The sequence below is a fragment of the Pseudomonas sp. KD5 genome, assembly GCF_012932895.1.
Lineage (GTDB): Bacteria > Pseudomonadota > Gammaproteobacteria > Pseudomonadales > Pseudomonadaceae > Aquipseudomonas.
The window spans coordinates 74,440-94,408 of sequence record NZ_JDWJ01000006.1; the positions used below are offsets into that span (position 1 = coordinate 74,440).

General features: G+C 58.9%; 22 protein-coding genes. 9 read left to right on the forward strand and 13 right to left on the reverse strand.

Annotated features, from left to right (window positions below; genetic code table 11):
* Positions 1-28 precede the first annotated feature (28 nt).
* Complete coding sequence (locus AF70_RS14735; protein WP_019581444.1) at positions 29-1,381, reverse strand: GntP family permease; 1,353 nt, start codon at positions 1,379-1,381, stop codon at positions 29-31.
* Between the two features lie 81 nt (positions 1,382-1,462).
* On the reverse strand, positions 1,463-1,996 hold the full coding sequence (locus tag AF70_RS14740; RefSeq protein WP_019581445.1) for a gluconokinase: 534 nt from the start codon (positions 1,994-1,996) through the stop codon (positions 1,463-1,465).
* A 215-nt stretch (positions 1,997-2,211) separates the two neighbouring features.
* On the opposite strand from AF70_RS14740, the gene AF70_RS14745 reads away from it, so the two are divergent.
* The 3 genes from AF70_RS14745 (at position 2,212) to AF70_RS14755 (ending at position 4,727) form a co-directional block, all read left to right on the forward strand.
* A complete protein-coding gene (locus tag AF70_RS14745) occupies positions 2,212-3,243 on the forward strand; it encodes a LacI family DNA-binding transcriptional regulator (protein ID WP_019581446.1) in 1,032 nt (343 codons plus the stop codon).
* A 64-nt stretch (positions 3,244-3,307) separates the two neighbouring features.
* Positions 3,308-3,940, forward strand: a complete 633-nt coding sequence (locus tag AF70_RS14750; RefSeq protein WP_028939399.1) for a glutathione S-transferase family protein — start codon at positions 3,308-3,310, stop codon at positions 3,938-3,940.
* A 43-nt stretch (positions 3,941-3,983) separates the two neighbouring features.
* Entirely contained in the window at positions 3,984-4,727 is a 744-nt protein-coding gene (locus AF70_RS14755) for an NAD(P)-dependent oxidoreductase (protein WP_018926442.1), read from the forward strand.
* Between the two features lie 98 nt (positions 4,728-4,825).
* Here AF70_RS14755 and AF70_RS14760 read toward each other — a convergent pair whose 3' ends face one another.
* Complete coding sequence (locus tag AF70_RS14760; protein WP_019581447.1) at positions 4,826-5,725, reverse strand: LysR family transcriptional regulator; 900 nt, start codon at positions 5,723-5,725, stop codon at positions 4,826-4,828.
* 99 nt (positions 5,726-5,824) lie between these two features.
* Here AF70_RS14760 and gstA point away from each other — a divergent pair, with 99 nt between their 5' ends.
* Complete coding sequence (gene gstA, locus AF70_RS14765) at positions 5,825-6,427, forward strand: glutathione transferase GstA (RefSeq protein ID WP_019581448.1); 603 nt, start codon at positions 5,825-5,827, stop codon at positions 6,425-6,427.
* 57 nt (positions 6,428-6,484) lie between these two features.
* On the opposite strand, the gene AF70_RS14770 is transcribed toward gstA, so the two are convergent.
* From AF70_RS14770 to AF70_RS14785, 4 genes are all read right to left on the reverse strand, one after another.
* Positions 6,485-7,498: an ABC transporter substrate-binding protein gene (locus tag AF70_RS14770; protein WP_028939400.1), complete on the reverse strand. Its 1,014-nt coding sequence runs from the start codon at positions 7,496-7,498 to the stop codon at positions 6,485-6,487.
* Positions 7,495-8,058, reverse strand: a complete 564-nt coding sequence (locus AF70_RS14775; RefSeq protein WP_028939401.1) for a sigma-70 family RNA polymerase sigma factor — start codon at positions 8,056-8,058, stop codon at positions 7,495-7,497. Before AF70_RS14775 ends, AF70_RS14770 begins: the two co-directional genes overlap by 4 nt.
* A 158-nt stretch (positions 8,059-8,216) precedes the next feature.
* A complete protein-coding gene (locus AF70_RS14780) occupies positions 8,217-9,008 on the reverse strand; it encodes a phosphate/phosphite/phosphonate ABC transporter substrate-binding protein (protein WP_028939402.1) in 792 nt (263 codons plus the stop codon).
* A 24-nt stretch (positions 9,009-9,032) separates the two neighbouring features.
* On the reverse strand, positions 9,033-9,974 hold the full coding sequence (locus AF70_RS14785) for a fatty acid desaturase (RefSeq protein ID WP_019581451.1): 942 nt from the start codon (positions 9,972-9,974) through the stop codon (positions 9,033-9,035).
* 340 nt (positions 9,975-10,314) lie between these two features.
* Here AF70_RS14785 and AF70_RS14790 point away from each other — a divergent pair, with 340 nt between their 5' ends.
* Positions 10,315-10,734 (forward strand): GNAT family N-acetyltransferase, encoded by a 420-nt coding sequence (locus AF70_RS14790; protein ID WP_028939403.1) that lies wholly within the window; start codon positions 10,315-10,317, stop codon positions 10,732-10,734.
* A 19-nt stretch (positions 10,735-10,753) separates the two neighbouring features.
* Here AF70_RS14790 and def read toward each other — a convergent pair whose 3' ends face one another.
* The 3 genes from def to AF70_RS14805 all read right to left on the reverse strand — a co-directional run bounded on the left by def (position 10,754) and on the right by AF70_RS14805 (position 12,591).
* Positions 10,754-11,293: a peptide deformylase gene (gene def, locus AF70_RS14795; protein ID WP_018926451.1), complete on the reverse strand. Its 540-nt coding sequence runs from the start codon at positions 11,291-11,293 to the stop codon at positions 10,754-10,756.
* On the reverse strand, positions 11,290-12,234 hold the full coding sequence (locus tag AF70_RS14800) for a YihY/virulence factor BrkB family protein (RefSeq protein WP_018926452.1): 945 nt from the start codon (positions 12,232-12,234) through the stop codon (positions 11,290-11,292). The genes def and AF70_RS14800 overlap by 4 nt, the downstream gene beginning before the upstream one ends.
* Positions 12,235-12,399: 165 nt before the next feature.
* Positions 12,400-12,591, reverse strand: coding sequence for a CsbD family protein (locus tag AF70_RS14805; protein WP_018926453.1), 192 nt, complete (start codon positions 12,589-12,591; stop codon positions 12,400-12,402).
* A gap of 201 nt (positions 12,592-12,792) precedes the next feature.
* Between AF70_RS14805 and AF70_RS14810 the strand changes: the two genes are divergently transcribed.
* The gene (locus AF70_RS14810; protein ID WP_018926454.1) at positions 12,793-13,170 is read left to right on the forward strand and encodes a hypothetical protein; all 378 of its coding nucleotides are present in this window, start codon (positions 12,793-12,795) and stop codon (positions 13,168-13,170) included.
* A gap of 217 nt (positions 13,171-13,387) precedes the next feature.
* Here the strand turns inward: AF70_RS14810 and fadD1 are convergent, their stop codons facing one another.
* Entirely contained in the window at positions 13,388-15,088 is a 1,701-nt protein-coding gene (gene fadD1, locus AF70_RS14815) for a long-chain-fatty-acid--CoA ligase FadD1 (RefSeq protein ID WP_028939404.1), read from the reverse strand.
* Positions 15,089-15,466: 378 nt separating this feature from the next.
* Complete coding sequence (fadD2, locus tag AF70_RS14820) at positions 15,467-17,155, reverse strand: long-chain-fatty-acid--CoA ligase FadD2 (RefSeq protein ID WP_019581454.1); 1,689 nt, start codon at positions 17,153-17,155, stop codon at positions 15,467-15,469.
* Between the two features lie 233 nt (positions 17,156-17,388).
* Between fadD2 and AF70_RS14825 the strand changes: the two genes are divergently transcribed.
* A complete protein-coding gene (locus AF70_RS14825; protein WP_019581455.1) occupies positions 17,389-18,333 on the forward strand; it encodes an alpha/beta hydrolase in 945 nt (314 codons plus the stop codon).
* A gap of 43 nt (positions 18,334-18,376) precedes the next feature.
* Positions 18,377-18,847, forward strand: a complete 471-nt coding sequence (locus AF70_RS14830; RefSeq protein ID WP_019581456.1) for a MaoC family dehydratase — start codon at positions 18,377-18,379, stop codon at positions 18,845-18,847.
* Between the two features lie 192 nt (positions 18,848-19,039).
* Here AF70_RS14830 and AF70_RS14835 read toward each other — a convergent pair whose 3' ends face one another.
* A complete protein-coding gene (locus AF70_RS14835; protein WP_019581457.1) occupies positions 19,040-19,507 on the reverse strand; it encodes a PA2169 family four-helix-bundle protein in 468 nt (155 codons plus the stop codon).
* Between the two features lie 203 nt (positions 19,508-19,710).
* Here AF70_RS14835 and AF70_RS14840 point away from each other — a divergent pair, with 203 nt between their 5' ends.
* On the forward strand, positions 19,711-19,947 hold the full coding sequence (locus AF70_RS14840; RefSeq protein WP_007949456.1) for a DUF3820 family protein: 237 nt from the start codon (positions 19,711-19,713) through the stop codon (positions 19,945-19,947).
* The last annotated feature ends 22 nt before the right edge of the window (positions 19,948-19,969 follow it).

Sequence of the window (19,969 nt, forward strand, 5' to 3'; positions counted from 1 at the left end):
TGCGGTTTTTTTGTGTTGGCCGTTCGTGTCAGACGAACAATGACAACAGCAAAATGAAGCCCAGGCCTACCACGGACAGGATGGTTTCCATCGCGGTCCAGGTCTTGAAGGTTTCCGCCACGGTCATGTTGAAGTACTGCTTCACCAGCCAGAAACCGGCGTCGTTGACGTGGGACAGGATCAACGAACCGGCACCGGTGGCCAGCACCAGCAGCTCACGGTTCACACCCGGAATCATCCCCACTACCGGCACCACGATGCCGGCGCCAGTGATGGTCGCCACGGTTGCCGAACCGGTCGCGATGCGAATCACCGCGGCTACCAGCCAGGCCAGCAGGATCGGCGAGATCTGAGCCGCCACCGCCATGTGACCGATCACATCACCCACACCGCTAGTCACCAGCATCTGCTTGAAGCCACCACCGGCACCGATGATCAGGATGATCGCGGCAGTCGGCGCAAGGCTCGAATCCAGCCATTTGAGCATCTGTTGCGAACCGATGCCCTGCTTGTAGCCGAAGGTGTACAGCGACAGCAGCAACGCCAGCAGCAGCGCCGAGATCGGGTGACCGATCAGGTCCATGAAAGTGCGGAAGAAGTTGCCGTCCGGCAGCGCCACATCGGCAAAGGTCTTGAGCAGCATCAGGAACACAGGCGACAGCACGGTGACCAAGGTAATGCCGAAGCTCGGCAGATCGCCTGCATCCTCATCGCGCACCAGTTGATCCACCAGCTCCTGGTTCGGATGACCGGGAATGTGCTTGGCAATGAACGTACCGAAGATCGGACCGGCGATGATGGCCGTTGGCAGCGCAACGATCAGGCCATAGAGAATGGTTTTACCGATGTCGGCACCGAACACGCCGATCGCCAGCAACGGCCCCGGGTGCGGAGGAACCAGACCGTGCACGGCGGACAGACCGGCCAGCAGCGGGATACCGATCTTGATGATCGACACACCGGTACGACGGGCGACGATGAACACCAGCGGGATCAGCAGCACGAAGCCGATTTCGAAGAACAGCGGGATGCCGACCAGGAAGGCCGCGAACATCATGGCCCACTGCACCTTATCCTTGCCGAAGGCCCGAATCAGGGTCTGGGCGATCTGATCCGCCCCGCCGGACTCGGCCATCATTTTGCCGAGCATGGTGCCCAGCGCCAGAATGATCCCGACGAAACCGAGAACGCCGCCGAAACCATCCTGGAACGCCTTGATGATGGTGCCGATCGGCATGCCGGAGGTCAGCCCGAGGAACGCGGCGGCGATGATCAATGCAATGAACGGGTGAAACTTGAACTTGGTGATCAGGACAATCAAGCCGATCACCGTGACCACTGCATCGAGCAGCAGAAACGACTCGTGGGACATGCCAAACATGGGGGGTGTCTCCTGTTTGTTGTTGTTATTAAAGCGATTAATCAGAAGCCGTCAGGACAGCGCTATCTTTTGCAGCAAAACTCAACTGGCGAGTTTCAAGCCGTGATCGAGCCACCAGCGGTGGGCCTGAGCGGCCAATTCGTCGACGCTGTAACTTGAAGCATCCAGAGCCAGGGTCAGGGGCTCACCAACGGGCGATTCAAGGGTGGCGAACTGGCTGTCGATCAGGGTCGACGGCATGAAGTGGCCCGGCCGATGGGAGACACGATCGGCGGCGACTTCAGGGGTCAACTCAAGGAACACAAAGCCCAGGCCCGGCAAGGCACTGCGCAAGCGTTCGCGGTAACTGTGTTTGAGGGCCGAACAGGTCAGCACCGGGCGCTCGCCACGGGCATCGACGCGGCGCAGTTCATCGCACAGGCTGTCGAGCCAGCCGGCACGGTCTTCGTCGTTCAGGGGGATACCCGCGCTCATCTTTTCGATATTGGCGGCAGGGTGGAAAGTGTCGCCTTCAATGGCGGTCGCGCCGCTGAGCTGGCACAGGGCCTGGCTGACGCACGTCTTGCCGCAACCGGCAACGCCCATGATGACCAGGGCGGTGATGGGATGATTCATGTAACACCTCAGCGCGCAGACAGCGCTACCTTTGCTACGTAAAACTCTAGTGCAAAAGCAGATGTTGCCGACGCCTTCTTGTCATTTTTGTGGGTTGCAGCATGTTCGTTCTCGATGCCGAAAAGCGAGGATCAGGCAAACCCCGCTCACGCATTTGCAGCTGCATCGAGACAGCGCTACCTTAGTGCCTTGAATTTTGTTTGGCAAGCCGTCCGATGAATACCCCTAAAAACGATAAAAATACACGAACCACTGGCCGTCCTACCCTCAACGAAGTCGCGCGCCTGGCCGGTGTCAGCCCGATTACCGCCTCCCGCGCCCTGCGTGGCGTCAGCACGGTGGCCACCGAACTGGTGGAAAAAGTCCAGAAAGCTGCCCTCGAGTTGAACTATGTGGTCAACCCCGCCGCACGCGCGCTGGCCTCGGCCCAGAGCCATTCCGTCGTGGTGTTGGTACCGTCATTATCCAACCTGCTGTTCATCGACACGCTGGAAGCCATTCATCAGGTTTTGCGACCAAAGGGCTTCGAAGTGCTGATCGGTAACTTCCATTACTCGCGCGATGAAGAAGAAAACCTGCTGCGCAACTACATGGCTTATCAGCCGCGCGGCTTGCTGCTGACCGGTTTCGACCGCACCGAAAGTTCGCGGCGGATGATCGAGGCCAGCAACATTCCCTGCGTCTACATGATGGAACTGGACAGTGCGGCGGGACTCAATTGCGTCGGTTTTTCGCAACTGGCCGCCGGCGAAACGGCGGCCGAGCATTTGCTTTCCCGTGGTCGCAAACGCCTGGCTTATATCGGAGCGCAACTGGATCAGCGCACGTTGCTGCGGGGCGAAGGTTTCCGCCGGGCGCTGCAAAAAGCCGGATTGTATGATCCGGCCCTGGAAGTGCTGACCCCACGCCCCTCCTCCGTCGGCCTCGGTGGCGAACTGTTCCTGCAACTGCTGGCTGCGCATCCGGACCTCGATGCGATCTTCTTCGGCAACGATGACCTGGCCCAAGGCGCACTGCTCGAAGCCTTGCGCTGCGGGATCAAGATCCCCGAACAAGTGGCGATCCTCGGCTTCAACGACCTGCCCATGTCCGAACACATGGTGCCGCGCCTGAGTAGCATCAATACGCCTCGAGAGGCCATTGGCCGTCGTTCGGCCGAGTTGATGCTGACCTTGATGGCCGGCAATTCGGTGGCCAAACCGGTGCAGGACATGGGGTTTGAATTGAAGGTGCGCGAGAGCACCTGATACGCAATCATCCCTTTGCTCGTGCTAGATTCCCGGCACCTGTAACAGCAAACGGAGAAGCTCAATGGGACATGCGCTGAAGATTTTGGGTCGGGCCTCGTCAATCAACGTCAGAAAGGTCCTGTGGGCCTGCGACGAACTGGGCGTTTCCTACGAACGGGAAGACTGGGGCAGCGGTTTTGCCTCGACCCAGAGTCCGGAATTTCTCCAGCTCAACCCAAACGCACAGGTGCCGGTGCTCATCGACGAAGCCGGCGTGCTGTGGGAGTCCAACACCATCTGCCGCTATCTGGCCGGCAAATACCAAAACACCGATCTGTTGCCCATCGAGCCGGCGGCGCGCGCTCGCGTGGAACAGTGGATGGATTGGCAAGCCACCGAACTCAATCCGTCCTGGGGCTACGCCTTTTTTGCGCTGGTGCGGCAATTGCCGAACTTCCAGGACTCGCAGCGGATCGCCGATGGCGTTCGCGGCTGGAACGCGAAAATGGGCATCCTCGAACAGCAACTCGCGTCGACCGGTGCGTATGTCGCCGGACCTCGGTTCACCCTGGCCGATATCCTCATCGGCTTGTCGGTCAACCGCTGGCGGATGACCCCGATGGAGCGCCCGGACTATCCCGCCGTCGACGCCTATTGCCAACGACTGGCACTGCGACCGGGGTTCATGGAACACGCCTGCAACGGCGTGCCATAACGCCAAACCCGCTCCCTCTGCCCTTCCATAAAAAGAGAACCCCATGAACGGACTCAACGTACTGCTGACCGGCGCCTGCGGCAGAATCGGCAAAACCTTTTTTGAAGCTTCGCAGGACCGCTACACCTTCGTGCTGACGGATCGCATCGAGCCCGACTTCAATGTCGAAGCACCGCATCGCTTTGTACGCCTGGACCTGTCCGACCTCACCGCCATAAGCGAAGTGCTCAAAGGCATCGACGTCATTGTGCATCTGGCCGGCATCCCTCACGCCACCGCCTCTTTCGATGAGTTACTGCCCAACAATATTCTGGCCACCACTTACCTGTTCGAAGCCGCCGTGGCTGCGGGTTGTAAACGATTGGTGTTCGCCAGCAGCGCGCAGACCATCGAGGGCTATCCGGTGGACCGGCAGATCACACCGGGCATGCAGGTGATGCCGGCCAATCTGTATGGCGTCAGCAAGTGTTATGGCGAAGCCTTGTGTGCGTTCTACGCTGCCAAACACAACCTCTCGAGCATTGCCATACGCATCGGCGCTTTCGAGTTTGCGGACCGTCACGAATTGACCAACGCTCGCGACCTGAGTGCATGGCTCAGCCCTCGTGATGCAGTGCAGTTGCTGCAACTCTCTGTGGAGGTCGAAGGTGTGCAACACCTGATCGCCCACGGTATCTCCAATAACCGTTTCAAACGCCTGGACCTCAGTGAAACTACCCGGGTGTTGGGTTATAGGCCGGTGGACGATGCATTTCAGGAGTTCGACATTCCCATTGGGTTTCCTTGACGGTGCGTCTCCAGAATCCGGGCAACGTGGTTCTTGCGCTGTAGCCTGAGGTCGGTCGACCTCTGCCGCTCGGCGGCAAGGGTTGATCGCCCTCCTTTTCAGTTCCCGGACGAATCAGCCGATAACTGATGTTCTGCGAGCATCCTCAGCAGCGCCCGCACCGCCGCCGAAGGTTCTTTGTCGGGCGCGACCACCAAGGCAAACTCCCGGTCGATGCGTGGCGTCACCGGCACTATCCGCAGGCCTTGGCGATGAGTCGGCAGGGTCATTTCCGGCACCACGGTCACGCCGATGTTTTCCCGCACCAAGGTGAACGCACTGCTCCACTCACGCACCTCGGCCCGCACATCCAGCAGTTGCAACCCGGCATCAGCCGCCAGGCTGCGGGCATTGGTCGAGCACCCGCCCGTGGCCAGCACAAAGGGTTGCTGCGCCAGTTCCGCCAGTGAGACGCCCTCTTCATTCGAGCGACGCGCCAAGGGATGGCCACCGGGCAAAACCGCCACCCAGGCATCACGCCCCAAACGTCCGGCATTGCGCGCGGGTGCCGGGTTCAACGCCACACCGACATCCACCAGCCCATCACTGAGCAATGTTTCCACTTCATTGTCGCTGACCTCCAGCGCCACCACTTGAATGCCGGGATACAGCCGATTGAACTGGCGCAACAGCGGCGGCAGGAGTGTCGTCAGCACCATCGGGAAACTGGCCAGACGAATCGTCCCGCGCTGGATGCCTTTAGCGGCGTCGACGGTGCTGCGAATGTTTTCCAGGGCACCGAGCATGGTTCGCGCCTGTTCGATCACCGGCAAGCCAATAGCGGTCGGCAAGGTCTGGCGGTTTTCCCGGCTGAACAGCTGAACGCCCAGGGTTTCTTCGATCAAGGCCAGTGCCTGGCTGGCACCGGACTGAGTCATGCCGACCCGCTCAGCGGCGCGGGTAATGTTGCCGGTATCGGCCACCGCCACCACCATTCGCCAATGCATCAGGTTCATCATGACAGTAGCTTTCCTAATGGCAGTTTTCTGAAAGATTAATTTTACCGAGGGTGCCGCGCACTATGACACTGGCGCAAATCCGCAACCAGAGCCCTGCCCATGAAGTTGTATTACGCCCCGCAAGCCTGCTCATTGGCGCCGCACATCGTGCTGCGCGAACTGGAGCTGCCGTTCGAGTTGGTCCGCGTCGACAACAGCAGCAAGAAAACCGTCACCGGTGATGACTTCCTCGCCATTAACCCCAAAGGCTACGTCGCGGCATTGCAGCTGGATAACGGCGATGTGCTGACCGAGGGCCCGGCGATCCTGCAGTACCTGGCGGATCTGCACCCGGAGGCCAACCTGGCACCGGCGAGCGGAACGTTCGAGCGGGTGCGGTTACAGGAATGGCTGAACTTCGTTTCGACCGAGATTCATGGCGGGCTGGGTTGGCTGTTCAATCCGCAGTTTGCGGACGAGGTGAAGGCGCTCATCAAAGAGAAACTGTTCAAGCGCTTTGCCGTGTTGAGCCGGACGCTGGAGCGGCAGGATTACTTGATGCCCGGCGGGTTCAGCATTGCCGATGCGTATCTGTTTACGGTGTTGCGTTGGGCTCGGCTGTTTGCGATTGATCTGGATGATTGGCCGGCGTTGGCCCGGTTTCAGGCGCGGGTTGATCAGCGGCCAAGCGTGAAAGCGGCGTTGGCGGCGGAGTTGGTGTAAGGCTTTAGATCGCTTCGCGGGCAAGCCCGCGATAGCTATCTATCAAATACAGCTGAACTACAAACTCGCACTCACTTTGCTCGCCACCTCACCCGGCACCCAATCCTTCCACACCTGCGGCTGATCGCGCAAAAACGCTTCGGCGACCTGACGCGGTGGCTGGCGTTTTTCGCTCATCTGCCCCAGGGTCTGGTTCAGCAGATCGATCGGCAAATCGACCTTTTCGAAGAACGCCACCAGGTCCGGGTACTGCGCCTTAAACGGTGCCGACACACCGATGGCCAGGCTGGCCGGCATCGAACGCGTGCCCTTGGGGTTCGGGTTGTTGGCATCGGCCAGGGTTTTCCAGGCTTGCGCGTCGAACGGTGGCTCTTCGAGTTTCACCAATTTGAAGCGGCCCAACAGTGGCGTCGGCGACCAGTAGTAGAACAGCACCGGTTTGCCCCGGCGGATCGATGAAGCGACCTCGGCATCCAGCGCCGCGCCGGAACCGGTGCGGAAGTTCACGTAGCTGGCGGTCAGGTCATAGGCCTTGAGTTTCTGGCTGTTGACGATCTCCGACGTCCAGCCGGTCGGGCTGTTGAGGAAGCGTCCGCGGCTTGGGTCTTCTGGGTCGCGGAATACGTCCTTGTAGCGAGCCAGGTCGGCGACGGATTTCAGCTCCGGCGCCAAGGGTTTAATGCCGCGTTCCGGGTCGCCCTTGATCACGTATTCCGGCACCCACCAGCCTTCGGTGGCGCCTTTGACGGTATCGCCCAAACCAAACACTTTGCCCTCCGATGCCGCCTTGACCCAGGCCGGACTGCGCCCGGCCCACTCTTCGCCGATCACCTGGATGTCGTTCTTGGCCAACGCGGCTTCGAGGCTGACGGTGCTGCCGGGCAAGGTGTCGGTTGGGTAGCCATAACCTTTCTCGACGATCAGCCGCAGGATCTCGGTGATCAGGCTGCCGCTTTCCCAAGTGATGTCGCCGAAATGGATGGGTGTGGCTTTTTCTGCGGCGGGAACATGGCCAGCCACAAGGCTCAGGGTCAGCAGCGAACTGCCGAGCAGGGTTTTGATCGATCTCATGCGGACCTCCGGGTCTGGGGTGTTCGGTTCAAGGACGTTCGATTCAGGGGTTCGTTGGCGCTGTGCAGCGCGCACAGTGCCTGGGAACGGGTCATGTAGACGCTGACCGAACGCTGGGAAATGCCCAGTTCGGCGGCGATTTGTGGGTAGGTCAGCCCATCGACTCGCGACAACAGAAACGTTGCCCTGACCTTGCCCGGCAGGCGATCGAGGGTTCGATTCAGGTGCTTCAGGGTCTGGGAGAACTGCGCCTGGTCTTCAGGCGATGGCCCGCCAATCGGATCAACCGGCAGTAACTGCTCGAAGTGTTGGCGCTCCAGATCCCGACGGCGCCACAGCTGATAAATCAATCGCTGGGCGATGGTGGTGAGTAAGGCGCGGGGTTCGCGAATCGGCGTCAGGCCTGGCGACTCAAGCAATTGCACAAAGGTTTCGGCGGCAATGTCTTCGACACTGGGACTGGTTCCCAGATATCGGCGCAGACGTGCGCACAGCCAGGTGTAGTGGGCGCGGAACAATCCGCCCACGTCGTTGCGATGGGAAACGTCGGCGCCGGACATCGGGGCTCCTTGGGTTAGGGGTCGCTGAATGTCCGGTGATCCGGTGGCGCGATCCTAGCAAGGAGCCTTATTCATTAAAAATACTTAAAATGAATTTTTATATTCCATAAATGAATTTACATGAATGGCGCCTGATACATCGCTATCGCGGGCAAGCCTCATCGCAACCGCCCATACCCCAGCGCTTCGGCGTCCCGCTGATAATCGAGAATAATCTGATAGTCGCTCTCGCTGGCGGGCAAAACTTCTTGCAGGCCCAACGTTTCGGCGACCTCGGGCAGTTCCTTCAATGTCTGGTTCATCACCTGTCGAAGCTGTTCAGCCTGCACATCAGTGGTGTCAGCCGCCGCGATGTACGGCAACGTCGGACTGAACGCGGTGCGCGCCAATACTCTCAAGCCAGCGACTTCTGCCTGGGCGTGCTGCGCCAGATAGGCGAAGGACACGCTGTCGATGGCGGCCAGGTCCGCCAGGTCGTCACGCAGCCAGCGCAGGCTTTCGCGGTGGCTGCCGCTGATGGCGACACGGGCAAAAAACTGCCCGTCGCGGTGCAACGGCGCCAGTCGGTGACGCAACAGGTTCATGCCACTGTTGGAGTCTTCGCCGTTGATCACACCGCGACTGCCGCGCAAGGCCGACAAGGTTCTTCGAGGATCATCGGCACGAGTCAGCAACAGGCTGCAATGGTTGCCGCCGCTGCTGTCCGGCAGTTCATAACGAGGACGACCAATGACCCGGACGCGACCGCGCAAGGCTGTCATCAACGGGTAACCACAGGTTTGGGTCAGCAGCAGGTGCGGGGATAGCCAAAGGTCCATTAGCGACAGTTCTTCGGCATCAAGGCGGGTGCTGCCGAGCTGTTCGAGTATCTGCGACAGCCAACGCTCGTTGGCTTGGTGGATCGGCTCGGGAGCGACGTACATCAGTAATTCAGCGAGGTGTTGTGTCATCGAATATTTCTTCACCAGTGAAAATCAATGAAACGGATGCCGCGGACTGTCAATCGCCCTCACCCCGTGCCAACGCACCCACTGGCCATAACCCCGCACCAGAAACCCGCCACTGCGCGCCAGCCATTGCTCGCGACGCGCGCGGTACACCCGTGGCAAGTCGTACCAGGGCAGCCCCGGCAAGTCGTGGTGCACCAGGTGCAGATTGAGATTCAGGAACAACCAGCGCCACGGCCACCCCGCTTCATTGATGACGGTGCGTTGCTCCGGTTGCGCATGCGGACGGTGTTCATAGTAGGAGCGAATCATTGCAATCGACAGCGCCGGCACGCTGATCAGCGACAGGTAATACCAAACCGGAAGCACGCTGTAGCGCGCGATGAACGCCAGCATCAGCAGCGTCAGCGCACCATGGCTCAGCCACATCAACCAGGCTTGGCGCTCACCCGTTTTCAGCCGTTGCAGCTCCTCCCGCGCCAGCGCCAGCAAGGCCAGTGGCGCACCGAGGGCCAAGCGCCCCAGCACGGTTTTGTTCAGCCAGTGCAGGCCCTGTTCGAACAGCGAACTGCGCTGCCACTGTTCAGCGCTCAGGTAACGGCTTTCCGGGTCGCTACCTGGGATGGTCAGGTCTTCGTCGCGGTGATGCAGCAAATGGCTGTCGCGGTACAAGGTGTAGGGATACCAGACCGCAAACGGCGCATAACCGAGGACTTTATTCAGCATTGGCCAACGGGTGGGATGACCGTGCAGCAATTCGTGCTGCACCGACAACCACAACACCAGCAGTGGAATCAGCAACAACGTGCTCCACCAGAGCCCCAACCGGGCACTGCCCAGCACAATACTGAACCAGCCGACGTAAACGCCGATCAGCAGCAACCAGGTTGGCCACTCGGTGCGAGCGGTGAAACGTTGGCGCAGGGTTTCGATTTCTTCACGATGGGCAGCGTCAAAGTAATGGGGCATGGCTTTGCTCAGAACGGGAACCAGTCCCCCTCTGTGCTACGGCGCCGGGATTTCTTGCAGATTGTTTGGTTATTTCGATAGACGCAAAAAACAGGAGCCCGAGGACTCGGGCTCCATGGACGCGGGATCAGTGGCCGAACACATTCACCTTCTTGGCTTTCTTGTCCGCGCGTTTTTCAATTGCGGTTTTCGCCGGTTTTTTCTTCGCGGCTTTCTTTGATTCCATACCTTTGGACATGATGCGTACTCCACTAACAGGGGATGTGAGATCAGGTATACACCTATCCCGGCGCGCGTGTTCTTTTATAATCTGTGCCCTGCCCACCGACTGTCCGAGCCCATGCCCAACACCCAGTACACCGTGCTCGACGCGCCGTTATGGCCGTTGATGAACAAGTTTTACCGCGCCCACCAATCGTCGATGAAAGCGGTGCGAGACGCTCAATTGTGGGTCGCAAGACGTGAAGAGATCATCGCGGCGCTGTGTTTGCGGCCGGTGGCCGGCGGGCATTGGCTGACCGGGCTGTTTGTCGACCCGAGCTGTCGCGAACAAGGAATCGCCGCGACGTTGATCGCCCACGCCGTCAAGCACCTTGAAGAGCCGGTCTGGCTGTTCTGCCATCCGGATTTGCGTGGCTTTTATGAGCGTCGTGGTTTTACCTTCGACCCGCCCCTGCCCTACGCCCTGGCCGAACGGTTGAGCCGTTATGCGCGCAGCAAACCGATGATTGCCATGGGTTTGCAACCAGGTCCGGCATGAACAGCGATCCTTTAGCGATTCAATCGTCCGCCGCAGGATCAAGGTCCGGGAACATCACTTCGGTAAACCCGAACTTGCTGAAGTCGGTGATGCGCGAGGGGTATAACCGGCCGATCAGGTGATCGCATTCATGCTGCACCACCCGTGCATGAAATCCCGAGGCAATGCGCACGATCGGCTCGCCCTTGGGATCAAAGCCTTCATAGCGAATCTGCTGATAGCGATCCACCGCCCCACGCAGGCCCGGCACCGACAGGCAGCCTTCGAAACCCTCTTCGAGGGTCGGGCTCAAGGGCGTGATCAGCGGATTGATCAGAATTGTCTGCGGCACCGCTTCGGCGTCCGGATAGCGCTCGCTGTGCTCGAAACCGAAGATCACCAGTTGCAGGTCGACACCGATCTGCGGCGCGGCCAGGCCGACCCCGCCGACGCTTTCCATGGTCTGGAACATGTCATCGATCAGTTGCCACAATTCGGGGCTGTCGAACATTTCCGCCGGCACCGGCGGAGCGATGCGCAGCAGGCGTTCATCGCCCATTTTCAGAATTTCACGGATCATTTTATGACTTCGTCAGTGGTCGGCTGGATTGAGTGATCTCGCCCCAGTCCTGAGACATGCTGTTTGGGTTCTTCGTGCACCTTTTCACCGGGTTTCTTACCTTCGGATGACATGTGCTCGATCACCGCGTTCATTTCCGCACCGAGCAACAGCACCGCGGCGGAAATATAGAAGTACAGCAACAACACGATGATCGCGCCGATACTGCCATACATGGCGTTGTAGTTGGCGAAGGTTTTGACGTACAGACCGAAGCCCAGCGAAGCGACGATCCAGACCACCACGGACAACACCGCACCCGGGGTGATGAAGCGAAACTCTTGTTTGACGTCGGGCATGACGTAGTAAATCAGCGCCACTGCCATCATCAATAGAATCACGATCACCGGCCAGCGCGCGATGGTCCAGACGGTCACAATGAAATCTTCAAGGCCCACTTGCGAAGCGATCCAGGCCATCACCTGCGGCCCGAGCACCATCAGCGCAGCGGCGGCCAGCAGCATGCCGGCAATGCCGATGGTGTAGAAAATCGACAGCGGAAAACGCTTCCACACCGGACGGCCTTCAACCACGTCGTACGCGGCGTTCATCGCACTCATCATCAGCCGCACACCAGCGGACGCGGTCCACAGGGCGATCACAATACCCACCGAGAGCAAACCACCCTTGGATTGCTGGAGCTGGTCGATCACCGGGTTCACCTGCTCCAGCGCCTGGGGCGGCAGCACCAGTTCCGATTGCAGGCGCAGCCAGGAGAAGAAGTCCGGCAAGTGCAGGAAGCCGATCAGGGCAATCAGGAACAGGATGAAAGGAAACAGCGAGAACAGCATCTGATAGGCGAGCGCCGAGGCATAGGTCGACATCTCGTCGGCGACGAACTCGGTGACCGTGCGCATCATCACGCGATGCAGGGGCAGACCTTTCATGGTCGGGAAAAACATTAGCGTCTCGCCGCAAAAAAGTTGAAGTCATGGCGACTCAGGGGCCGTTTTCTACAACAAAGTAGCCTACTTGGCGACTTTGAAACAATTTCCTTGCTCAAGTTCAAGCTGACACAAAAACGGCCATCCGCGGATGGCCGTTTGTGTTACTCGTCAAAGGCCGGATCACGCCTTGTCGATACCTTTTTTAAGAGCATCCTTGACCTTACCGATGGCTTGCTGGGCTTCGCCTTTCTGTTCCTGCCTGACGCCTTCGGCGCGCATTTTGTCATTACCGGTGGCCTTGCCGACACCTTGCTTGACGTTGCCGACCGCTTCGTTTGCCATGCCTTTAACTTTATCGCCAGTGCTGCTCATGGTATGTCTCCTGAGAACATTTCAACGGGGAAAGTCGTTACATAAGGGTGGACCGAAAGCCTTTGCGCGGAGTTTCATTTATTTCCCAACAGAACATTTCATCGCCCCAGGCAGGTTAGGCTTTATGTTTGCAGGCTTTGCCCCGAGAATGCGCAACGTATTCAGGCCATGGCGCTGAAGATCCAATCCCGTAGGAACGTTATGAAACTCGATAAAAAGCAGGCCATTGCCCGCAGAAACCAGGAACTTGGCGGTGCCGTGCTTGGCGTCAACAACTGCCATTTCACCGAATTGAACCGTAACCGCAACATTTTCTGGTTCGATATTCCGGTCGCGCGCCTGGCCATTGGTCAGTACGAATGGATTCACTTGCTGATGCACACCCCGGACACCGACGAACTGCTGCACCTGAAAGTGCCGACGGTGTTCCTGCGCGAGAAGCTGGAAGGCCTGGTGGTGCGTAACCAGGGCAAACGCAAGGCCGCCCTGAGCCTGGAACTGAGCGCCGACAAGGACTCGTACCTGCAAGACATGCGTCCGGCGGGCACCAACGTCAATTTCGCGCAGTTCCGCCAGTAATCCTCTCAAGCCATCAAAGAGTCCCCTGTGGCGAGGGAGCTTGCTCCCGCTGGGGTGCGTAGCGCCCCTAAATCAGGCACCTCGATTCACCTGATCAGGCCGCTGGCGGCTTTTACGACTGCTGCGCAGTCGAACGGGGGCAAGCCCCCTCGCCACAAAAGCACACTTCATACTGCTTTAAACAAAAAGCCCCGCATCTGCGGGGCTTTTTGTTTGATCAGGCGCTGACTTTCTTCACGCCCAGCTTTTTCAGCTCTTCGTCGCGCAACTCGCGGCGCAGGATCTTGCCGACGTTGGTAGTCGGCAGCGCGTCGCGGAACTCCACGGCTTTGGGCACCTTGTAGCCGGTGACGTTGGCGCGCATGTGCTCCATCACCTGTTCCTTGGTCAGGGTCACGCCCGGTTTGGCAACGATGAAGATCTTGATCGCCTCCCCCGACTTCTCGTCCGGCACGCCGATGGCCGCGCATTGCAGCACGCCCGGCAGGGTCGCCAGCACGTCTTCCAGTTCGTTGGGGTACACGTTGAAACCGGAGACCAGGATCATGTCTTTCTTGCGATCGACAATGCGCATGTAGCCATCGGGCTGAATCAGTGCGATATCACCGGTCTTCAACCAGCCTTCGCTGTCGAGTATTTCATCGGTGGCTTCCTGACGCTGCCAGTAGCCCTTCATGACTTGCGGACCTTTCACACACAGTTCACCGATGCCGCCCAACGGCTGCTCAACGCCGGCATCGTCGATGACTTTGCACCGGGTCGACGGCACCGGAATGCCGATGGTGCCGATCTGGATATTCTGGCTCGGGTTCACCGTGGCCACCGGGCTGGTTTCGGTCATGCCGTAACCTTCGCAGATCGGGCAGCCGGTGACCGCTTTCCAACGTTCAGCCGCGGCCAGTTGCAAGGCCATGCCGCCGGACAAGGTGATTTTCAGGTTCGAGAAATCCAGCTTGCGGAACGCTTCGTTGTTGCACAGAGCAACAAACAGCGTGTTCAAGCCGACGAAACCGCTGAACTTCCACTTCGACAGTTCCTTGACCATCGCCGGCAAGTCGCGCGGGTTGCTGATCAGGATGTTGTGGTTGCCGATCAGCATCATCGCCATGCAATGAAAGGTGAAGGCATAGATGTGGTACAGCGGCAGCGGCGTGATCAGGATCTCGCAACCTTCGTTGAGGTTGGAGCCCATCAGCGCCTTGCACTGCAGCATGTTCGCCACCAGGTTGCGATGGGTCAACATCGCGCCCTTGGCCACGCCGGTGGTGCCGCCGGTGTATTGCAGCACCGCCACGTCGCTGCTGGCCGGGTTGGCTTCAGCCACTGGCTGGCCATGGCCTTTGCTCAACACATCGTTGAATTTGATGGCCTTGGGCAAGTGATACGCCGGGACCATCTTCTTCACGTACTTGATCACGCTGTTGATCAGCAGACGCTTGAGCGGCGGCAGCAGGTCGGCCACTTCAGTGACGATCACGTGCTTGACGCCGGTTTTCGGCACGACGGTCTGTGCCAGATGCGCCATGTTGGCCAGGCAGACCAGGGCTTTGGCACCGGAGTCGTTGAATTGGTGTTCCATTTCCCGCGCGGTGTACAGCGGGTTGGTGTTAACCACGATCAGCCCGGCGCGGATGGCACCGAAGACGGCGACCGGGTACTGCAACACGTTGGGCAATTGCACGGCGATTCGATCGCCCGGCTGCAAATCGGTATGCTGTTGCAGGTAAGCAGCAAAGGCACCGGACAATTCGTACAGCTCACCGTAGGTGATTGTCTTGCCCAGGTTGCTGAATGCCGGTTTGTCAGCGAAGCGTTGGCAGGATTGCTTCAACACTGCCTGAATATTCGGATACTCGTCTGGATTGATCTCGGCAGCTATTCCAGCTGGGTACTTATCCTTCCAAAAGTCTTCGATCATGGAAGCCCACTCCTCAGCAACGCGAATTCAACACCGCATTTGATGCGATTATTATTGGTGTTTGTCTATTGGTGAATCTGGCTTTACATAGGCCGAGAAGTCACAAAGCGCGCCGAGAGTAGCAGCTTTGCCAAGGGCCGACTAGAGCCTAAATAGGCCTCCACAGTCACTTTGGTGACTCGAGAATGGCAAGCAGTCATTTTAGAGCAAAAATCCTATACCTCCCTGAAAGCCGCTGAATTCGCGGCTTTCATCGTCTGAAAAGCATCGCGGGCAAGCCTCACCCCTACTGTCCGCGTCATTCATAGAATGAACGCCACTGAACCTATGGGAACGAGGCTTGCCCGCAATCCGCGCAAAGCGCGGGCCATTCAACGATCAAGCGATATCCCGCAACTCCCGCCGCAAAATCTTGCCCACCGGCGTCATCGGCAAAGACTCACGCAACACGATGTGCTTGGGTACTTTGTACGCCGTGAAGTTTTCCTTGCAGTAAGCCTTCAGCTCTTCAAGGCTGACCCCCGACTCACGGGCCACCACAAACAATTTCACCGCCTCCCCCGAACGCTCGTCAGGCACGCCGATCACCGCACAGTTGGCGACTTTCGGGTGGGCCATCACCACGTCTTCGATCTCGTTCGGGTACACGTTGAAGCCCGAGACAATGATCATGTCTTTCTTGCGATCGACAATGCGCACGAAACCGTCCGGGTCGATCACCCCGATGTCGCCCGACTTGAACCAGCCGTCGGCATCCAGCACTTCGGCGGTGGCTTCGGGTTTCTGCCAGTAGCCCTTCATGATCTGCGGGCCCTTGATGCACAGTTCGCCGCGCTCGCCCAACGGCTGCTCGACGCCTTCATCGTTGATCACTTTCAGGGTGGTGCCCGGCACCGGCAGGCCGACCGTGCCGATGCGCGATTTGTCACCGTAAGGGTTGGTACAGGCCACTGGCGAGGTTTCGGTCAGGCCGTAACCTTCGGTGATCCGGCAACCGGTGAGTTGCTCCCAGCGCTCGGCGGTGGCCTTGACCAGCGCCGTGCCGCCGGAGTTGGTGAGTTTGAGGCTGGAGCAATCCAGGGTCTTGAAGTCGGGATGGTCCATCAGCGCGACAAACAGCGTGTTGAGCCCCAGCAGCGCCGAGAACCGCCAGTTCTTCAGTTCCTTGATGAAGCCCTTGATGTCCCGTGGATTGGTGATCAGCACGTTGTGGTTGCCGGTCACCATCATGCACATGCAGTTCGCCGTGAAGGCATAGATGTGGTACAGCGGCAGCGGCGCGATCATCACTTCCTGGCCTTCGCGCAGCAGCGGCTGACCGTCGGCACCCAGTTGACTGAGGCATGCCCGGGCCTGCTGCATGTTCGCCACCAGGTTGCCGTGGGTCAGCATGGCGCCCTTGGCCAGCCCGGTGGTGCCGCCGGTGTATTGCAACACCGCGATGTCGTCGAGACCGACGTTCAGCGGTTTGATGCCCAGGCCCCGGCCCAGACGTAGCGCGCTCTTGAAGGAGATGGCCTGGGGCAGTGAATAATCCGGGACCATTTTCTTGACCTTGGCGACCACGGTATTGATCAGCCAGCCCTTGGCCGTGGGCATCAGGTCGCCCATCTTCGCTTCGATCAGGTACTGGATGTCAGTGTCGGGCAGCACTTCCTGGACCTTCTGCCCGAACACGTTCAGGTACACCAGCGCCCGGGCACCGGAGTCCTTGAACTGATGACGCATCTCCCGCGCGGTGTACAGCGGGTTGGTGTTGACCACGATCAGTCCGGCACGCAAGGCGCCAAACACGGCAATCGGGTAATGCAGGACGTTGGGCATCTGCACCGCGATGCGATCCCCCGGCACCAGGTCGGTGTGGGCTTGCAGGTAACCGGCGAACGCAGCGCTGTGACGTTCCAGCTCAGCGTAGGTCAGGGTCACGCCCATGTTGCTGAATGCCGGGCGGTCAGCAAATTTCTTGCAGGAACGCTCGAACACCTCAATCACCGACTTATAGGCCCCAAGGTCGATATCCAGGGGCACGCCGGCCGGGCGTTTGTCATTCCAGAAATCAGGTTGCATTGTTCTTGTCCTCATTACCTGAATCTATCCAGGGCCGCTTTTTCCATCACTTCTGAAAAGCGGGGCTTCCCGGACACTAGCAGCTATGGTGAATCAGGCAAATATGCGCACAGTCGTCATTGATCCCGTGAATCTTGCTGCCCCGGCGTGGCCTGATCAGACGGCGCGCGCGGGATGCGCTATACAATGCAACGACGCCCATGCCGCATACAGTCCCATGCAAAGGAATCGCCATGATCCACGACACTTTCTGGCTGACCGCGAGCGACCGCAGCCGCCTCTTCGTCAACCAGTGGCTGCCAGCTGCGCCGCTCAAAGCCGTGATCCTGCTGGCCCACGGCATGGCGGAACACAGCGGTCGCTACGCTCGCCTGGCAGAAAAGTTCTGTGAACAGGGCTACGGTGTTTACGCACCGGACCTGCGTGGACATGGCAAAACCGCTGAAAACGGCACGCTGGGCCACTTCGCCGACAGCGATGGCTGGGGCAAAGTGGTCGGTGACCTCGCCAGCCTCAACCAACATATCGGCCAACAGCATCCCGGTACGCCGATCGTGCTGTTGGGCCACAGCATGGGCAGCTACATCGCCCAGGCTTACTTGCTGCACCACAGCGCCAGTCTGCACGGGGCGATTCTCAGCGGTTCGAACTTCCAGCCCGTGGCGCTCTATCGCGTCGCGCGGCAGATTGCTCGCCTCGAACGCCTGCGCCAGGGGCCCAAGGGTCGCAGTGCATTGATCGAATGGCTGTCGTTCGGCTCATTCAACAAGAAGTTCAAGCCAGCGCGTACCTCATTCGACTGGCTGAGCCGCGACCCGGCCGAGGTCGACAAATACGCCAACGACCCGCTCTGCGGCTTTCGCTGCACCAATCAGCTTTGGATCGATTTGCTCGGCGGCTTGCAGCAAATCAGCAAAGCGTCCAATCTCGCCCAGATCGATCCGGGCCTGCCGCTGCTGGTGATTGGCGGCGAATGTGATCCGGTGAGCGAAGGCAAACGTCTGAAAGATCTGGCCCACGCCCTGCGCGACGCTGGCTGCCAGAGCCTGCACTTGAATATTTACCCGCAGGCCCGGCACGAACTGTTCAATGAGAGCAATCGCGATGAAGTGACTGCCGACGTGCTGAACTGGATCGCCCAGGCCTTGAGCAACCGCCGGCCCCCCAGAGCCGAATAGTTTTTTTGTGGATTCATTTAATTCGTCACAGGAATCGAGACAGATGACCCAGGTTACCAACACCCCTTACGAAGCCCTCGAAATCGGCCAGACCGCCAGCTACAGCAAAACCGTCGAAGAACGCGACATTCAGTTGTTCGCCGCGATGTCCGGTGACCACAACCCGGTGCACCTGGATGCCGAATTCGCCGCAGCCTCCATGTTCAAGGAGCGCATCGCCCACGGCATGTTCAGCGGCGCGTTGATCAGCGCGGCAGTGGCTTGTGAGTTGCCTGGGCCGGGGACTATTTATATCGGTCAGACGATGAGTTTTCAGAAGCCGGTGAAAATTGGTGACACGCTGACTGTGCGCCTGGAAATTCTCGAGAAAATGCCGAAGTTTCGTGTGCGGATCGCCACACGCGTGTTCAACCAGCGTGATGAACTGGTAGTAGATGGCGAGGCGGAGATTCTGGCACCGCGTAAACAGCAGACCGTGACATTGCCGACGTTGCCGGCGATCAGCATCGGCTGATTCATCACTTCCTTGTGATGAGAGGCCTTCCCTGTGGCGAGGGGGCTTGCTGTGGTGAGGGGGCTTGCCCCCGTTCGACTGCGAAGCAGTCGTAAAACCTGCTACCGCGTTTAATCAGGTCAAATGCGGCGCCTGTTTCAGGGGCGCTGCGCCCCCCAACGGGGGCAAGCCCCCTCGCCACAGGTCGAACGCTTACGAGCGTGCGCGAGCCTGGTTACGCAGGGCTTTGACCTGATCGTGGTTGCGTTGCACGCCGTGGTACTGGCGTTCAACGGTGTCACGAATACTTACCAGGTTGTCCTCGTTGATTTTTTCCAGCGCTTTCTTGTAAGCCTTCTTCGCGTGGTCTTCACCACGCTCCGCTTCGTTCAGCACTGCCTCTTCATCCTTGCCGGTGAACATCGACTTCACATCCACCCAACGACGGTGCAGATCGCCGCTGACACTGGTGGAGGTTTCCGGATCGCCGCCCAGGGAACGCACCGTGGCCTGCAGTTCGGCAGCGGCAGTGGCGCAGTCGGCGGAGCGCTGAATGAACAGGTTTTTGAGTTCGGGATTCTTGATGTCTTCAGCGCAAGTCTTGAACCCTTCCTGACCATCTTTACAGGTTTCAATCAGGTCGTTGAGTACAGAGATCGCTTCTTTATTAATGTCGGTCATTTTTCAATTCCTTGCGGTTGATGAAAGATGCAGTAAGTCATTGCACCCCGCATGCCAGCTTCGAATTGATATTTTTCACTTTAATTTCAATACGTTAGATTTATATGCGAAATCTGTATCCGTTTTTTTTGCATGATCTGTCAATTGGCCTGCATGCAGAATGCCTGTATTTTCCAGACTGTTTTGAATCAAGACGACTGATGATGAATCCCGAAAAGCTCGAACTGCTGATTACCCGCGAGATGCCCTTCGGCAAATACAAGGGCCGTATCATCGCCGACCTGCCCGGTCAGTACCTGAACTGGTTCGCTCGCGAAGGTTTCCCTCACGGGGAACTGGGCGGGTTGCTGGCCTTGATGCAGGAAATCGATCACAACGGCCTGTCGGAACTGCTCGAACCGCTGCGCGCCAAGCACGGCAAACCTGCCCCTCGTCACTGACCCGCCCTTCTGACCGAGTAGC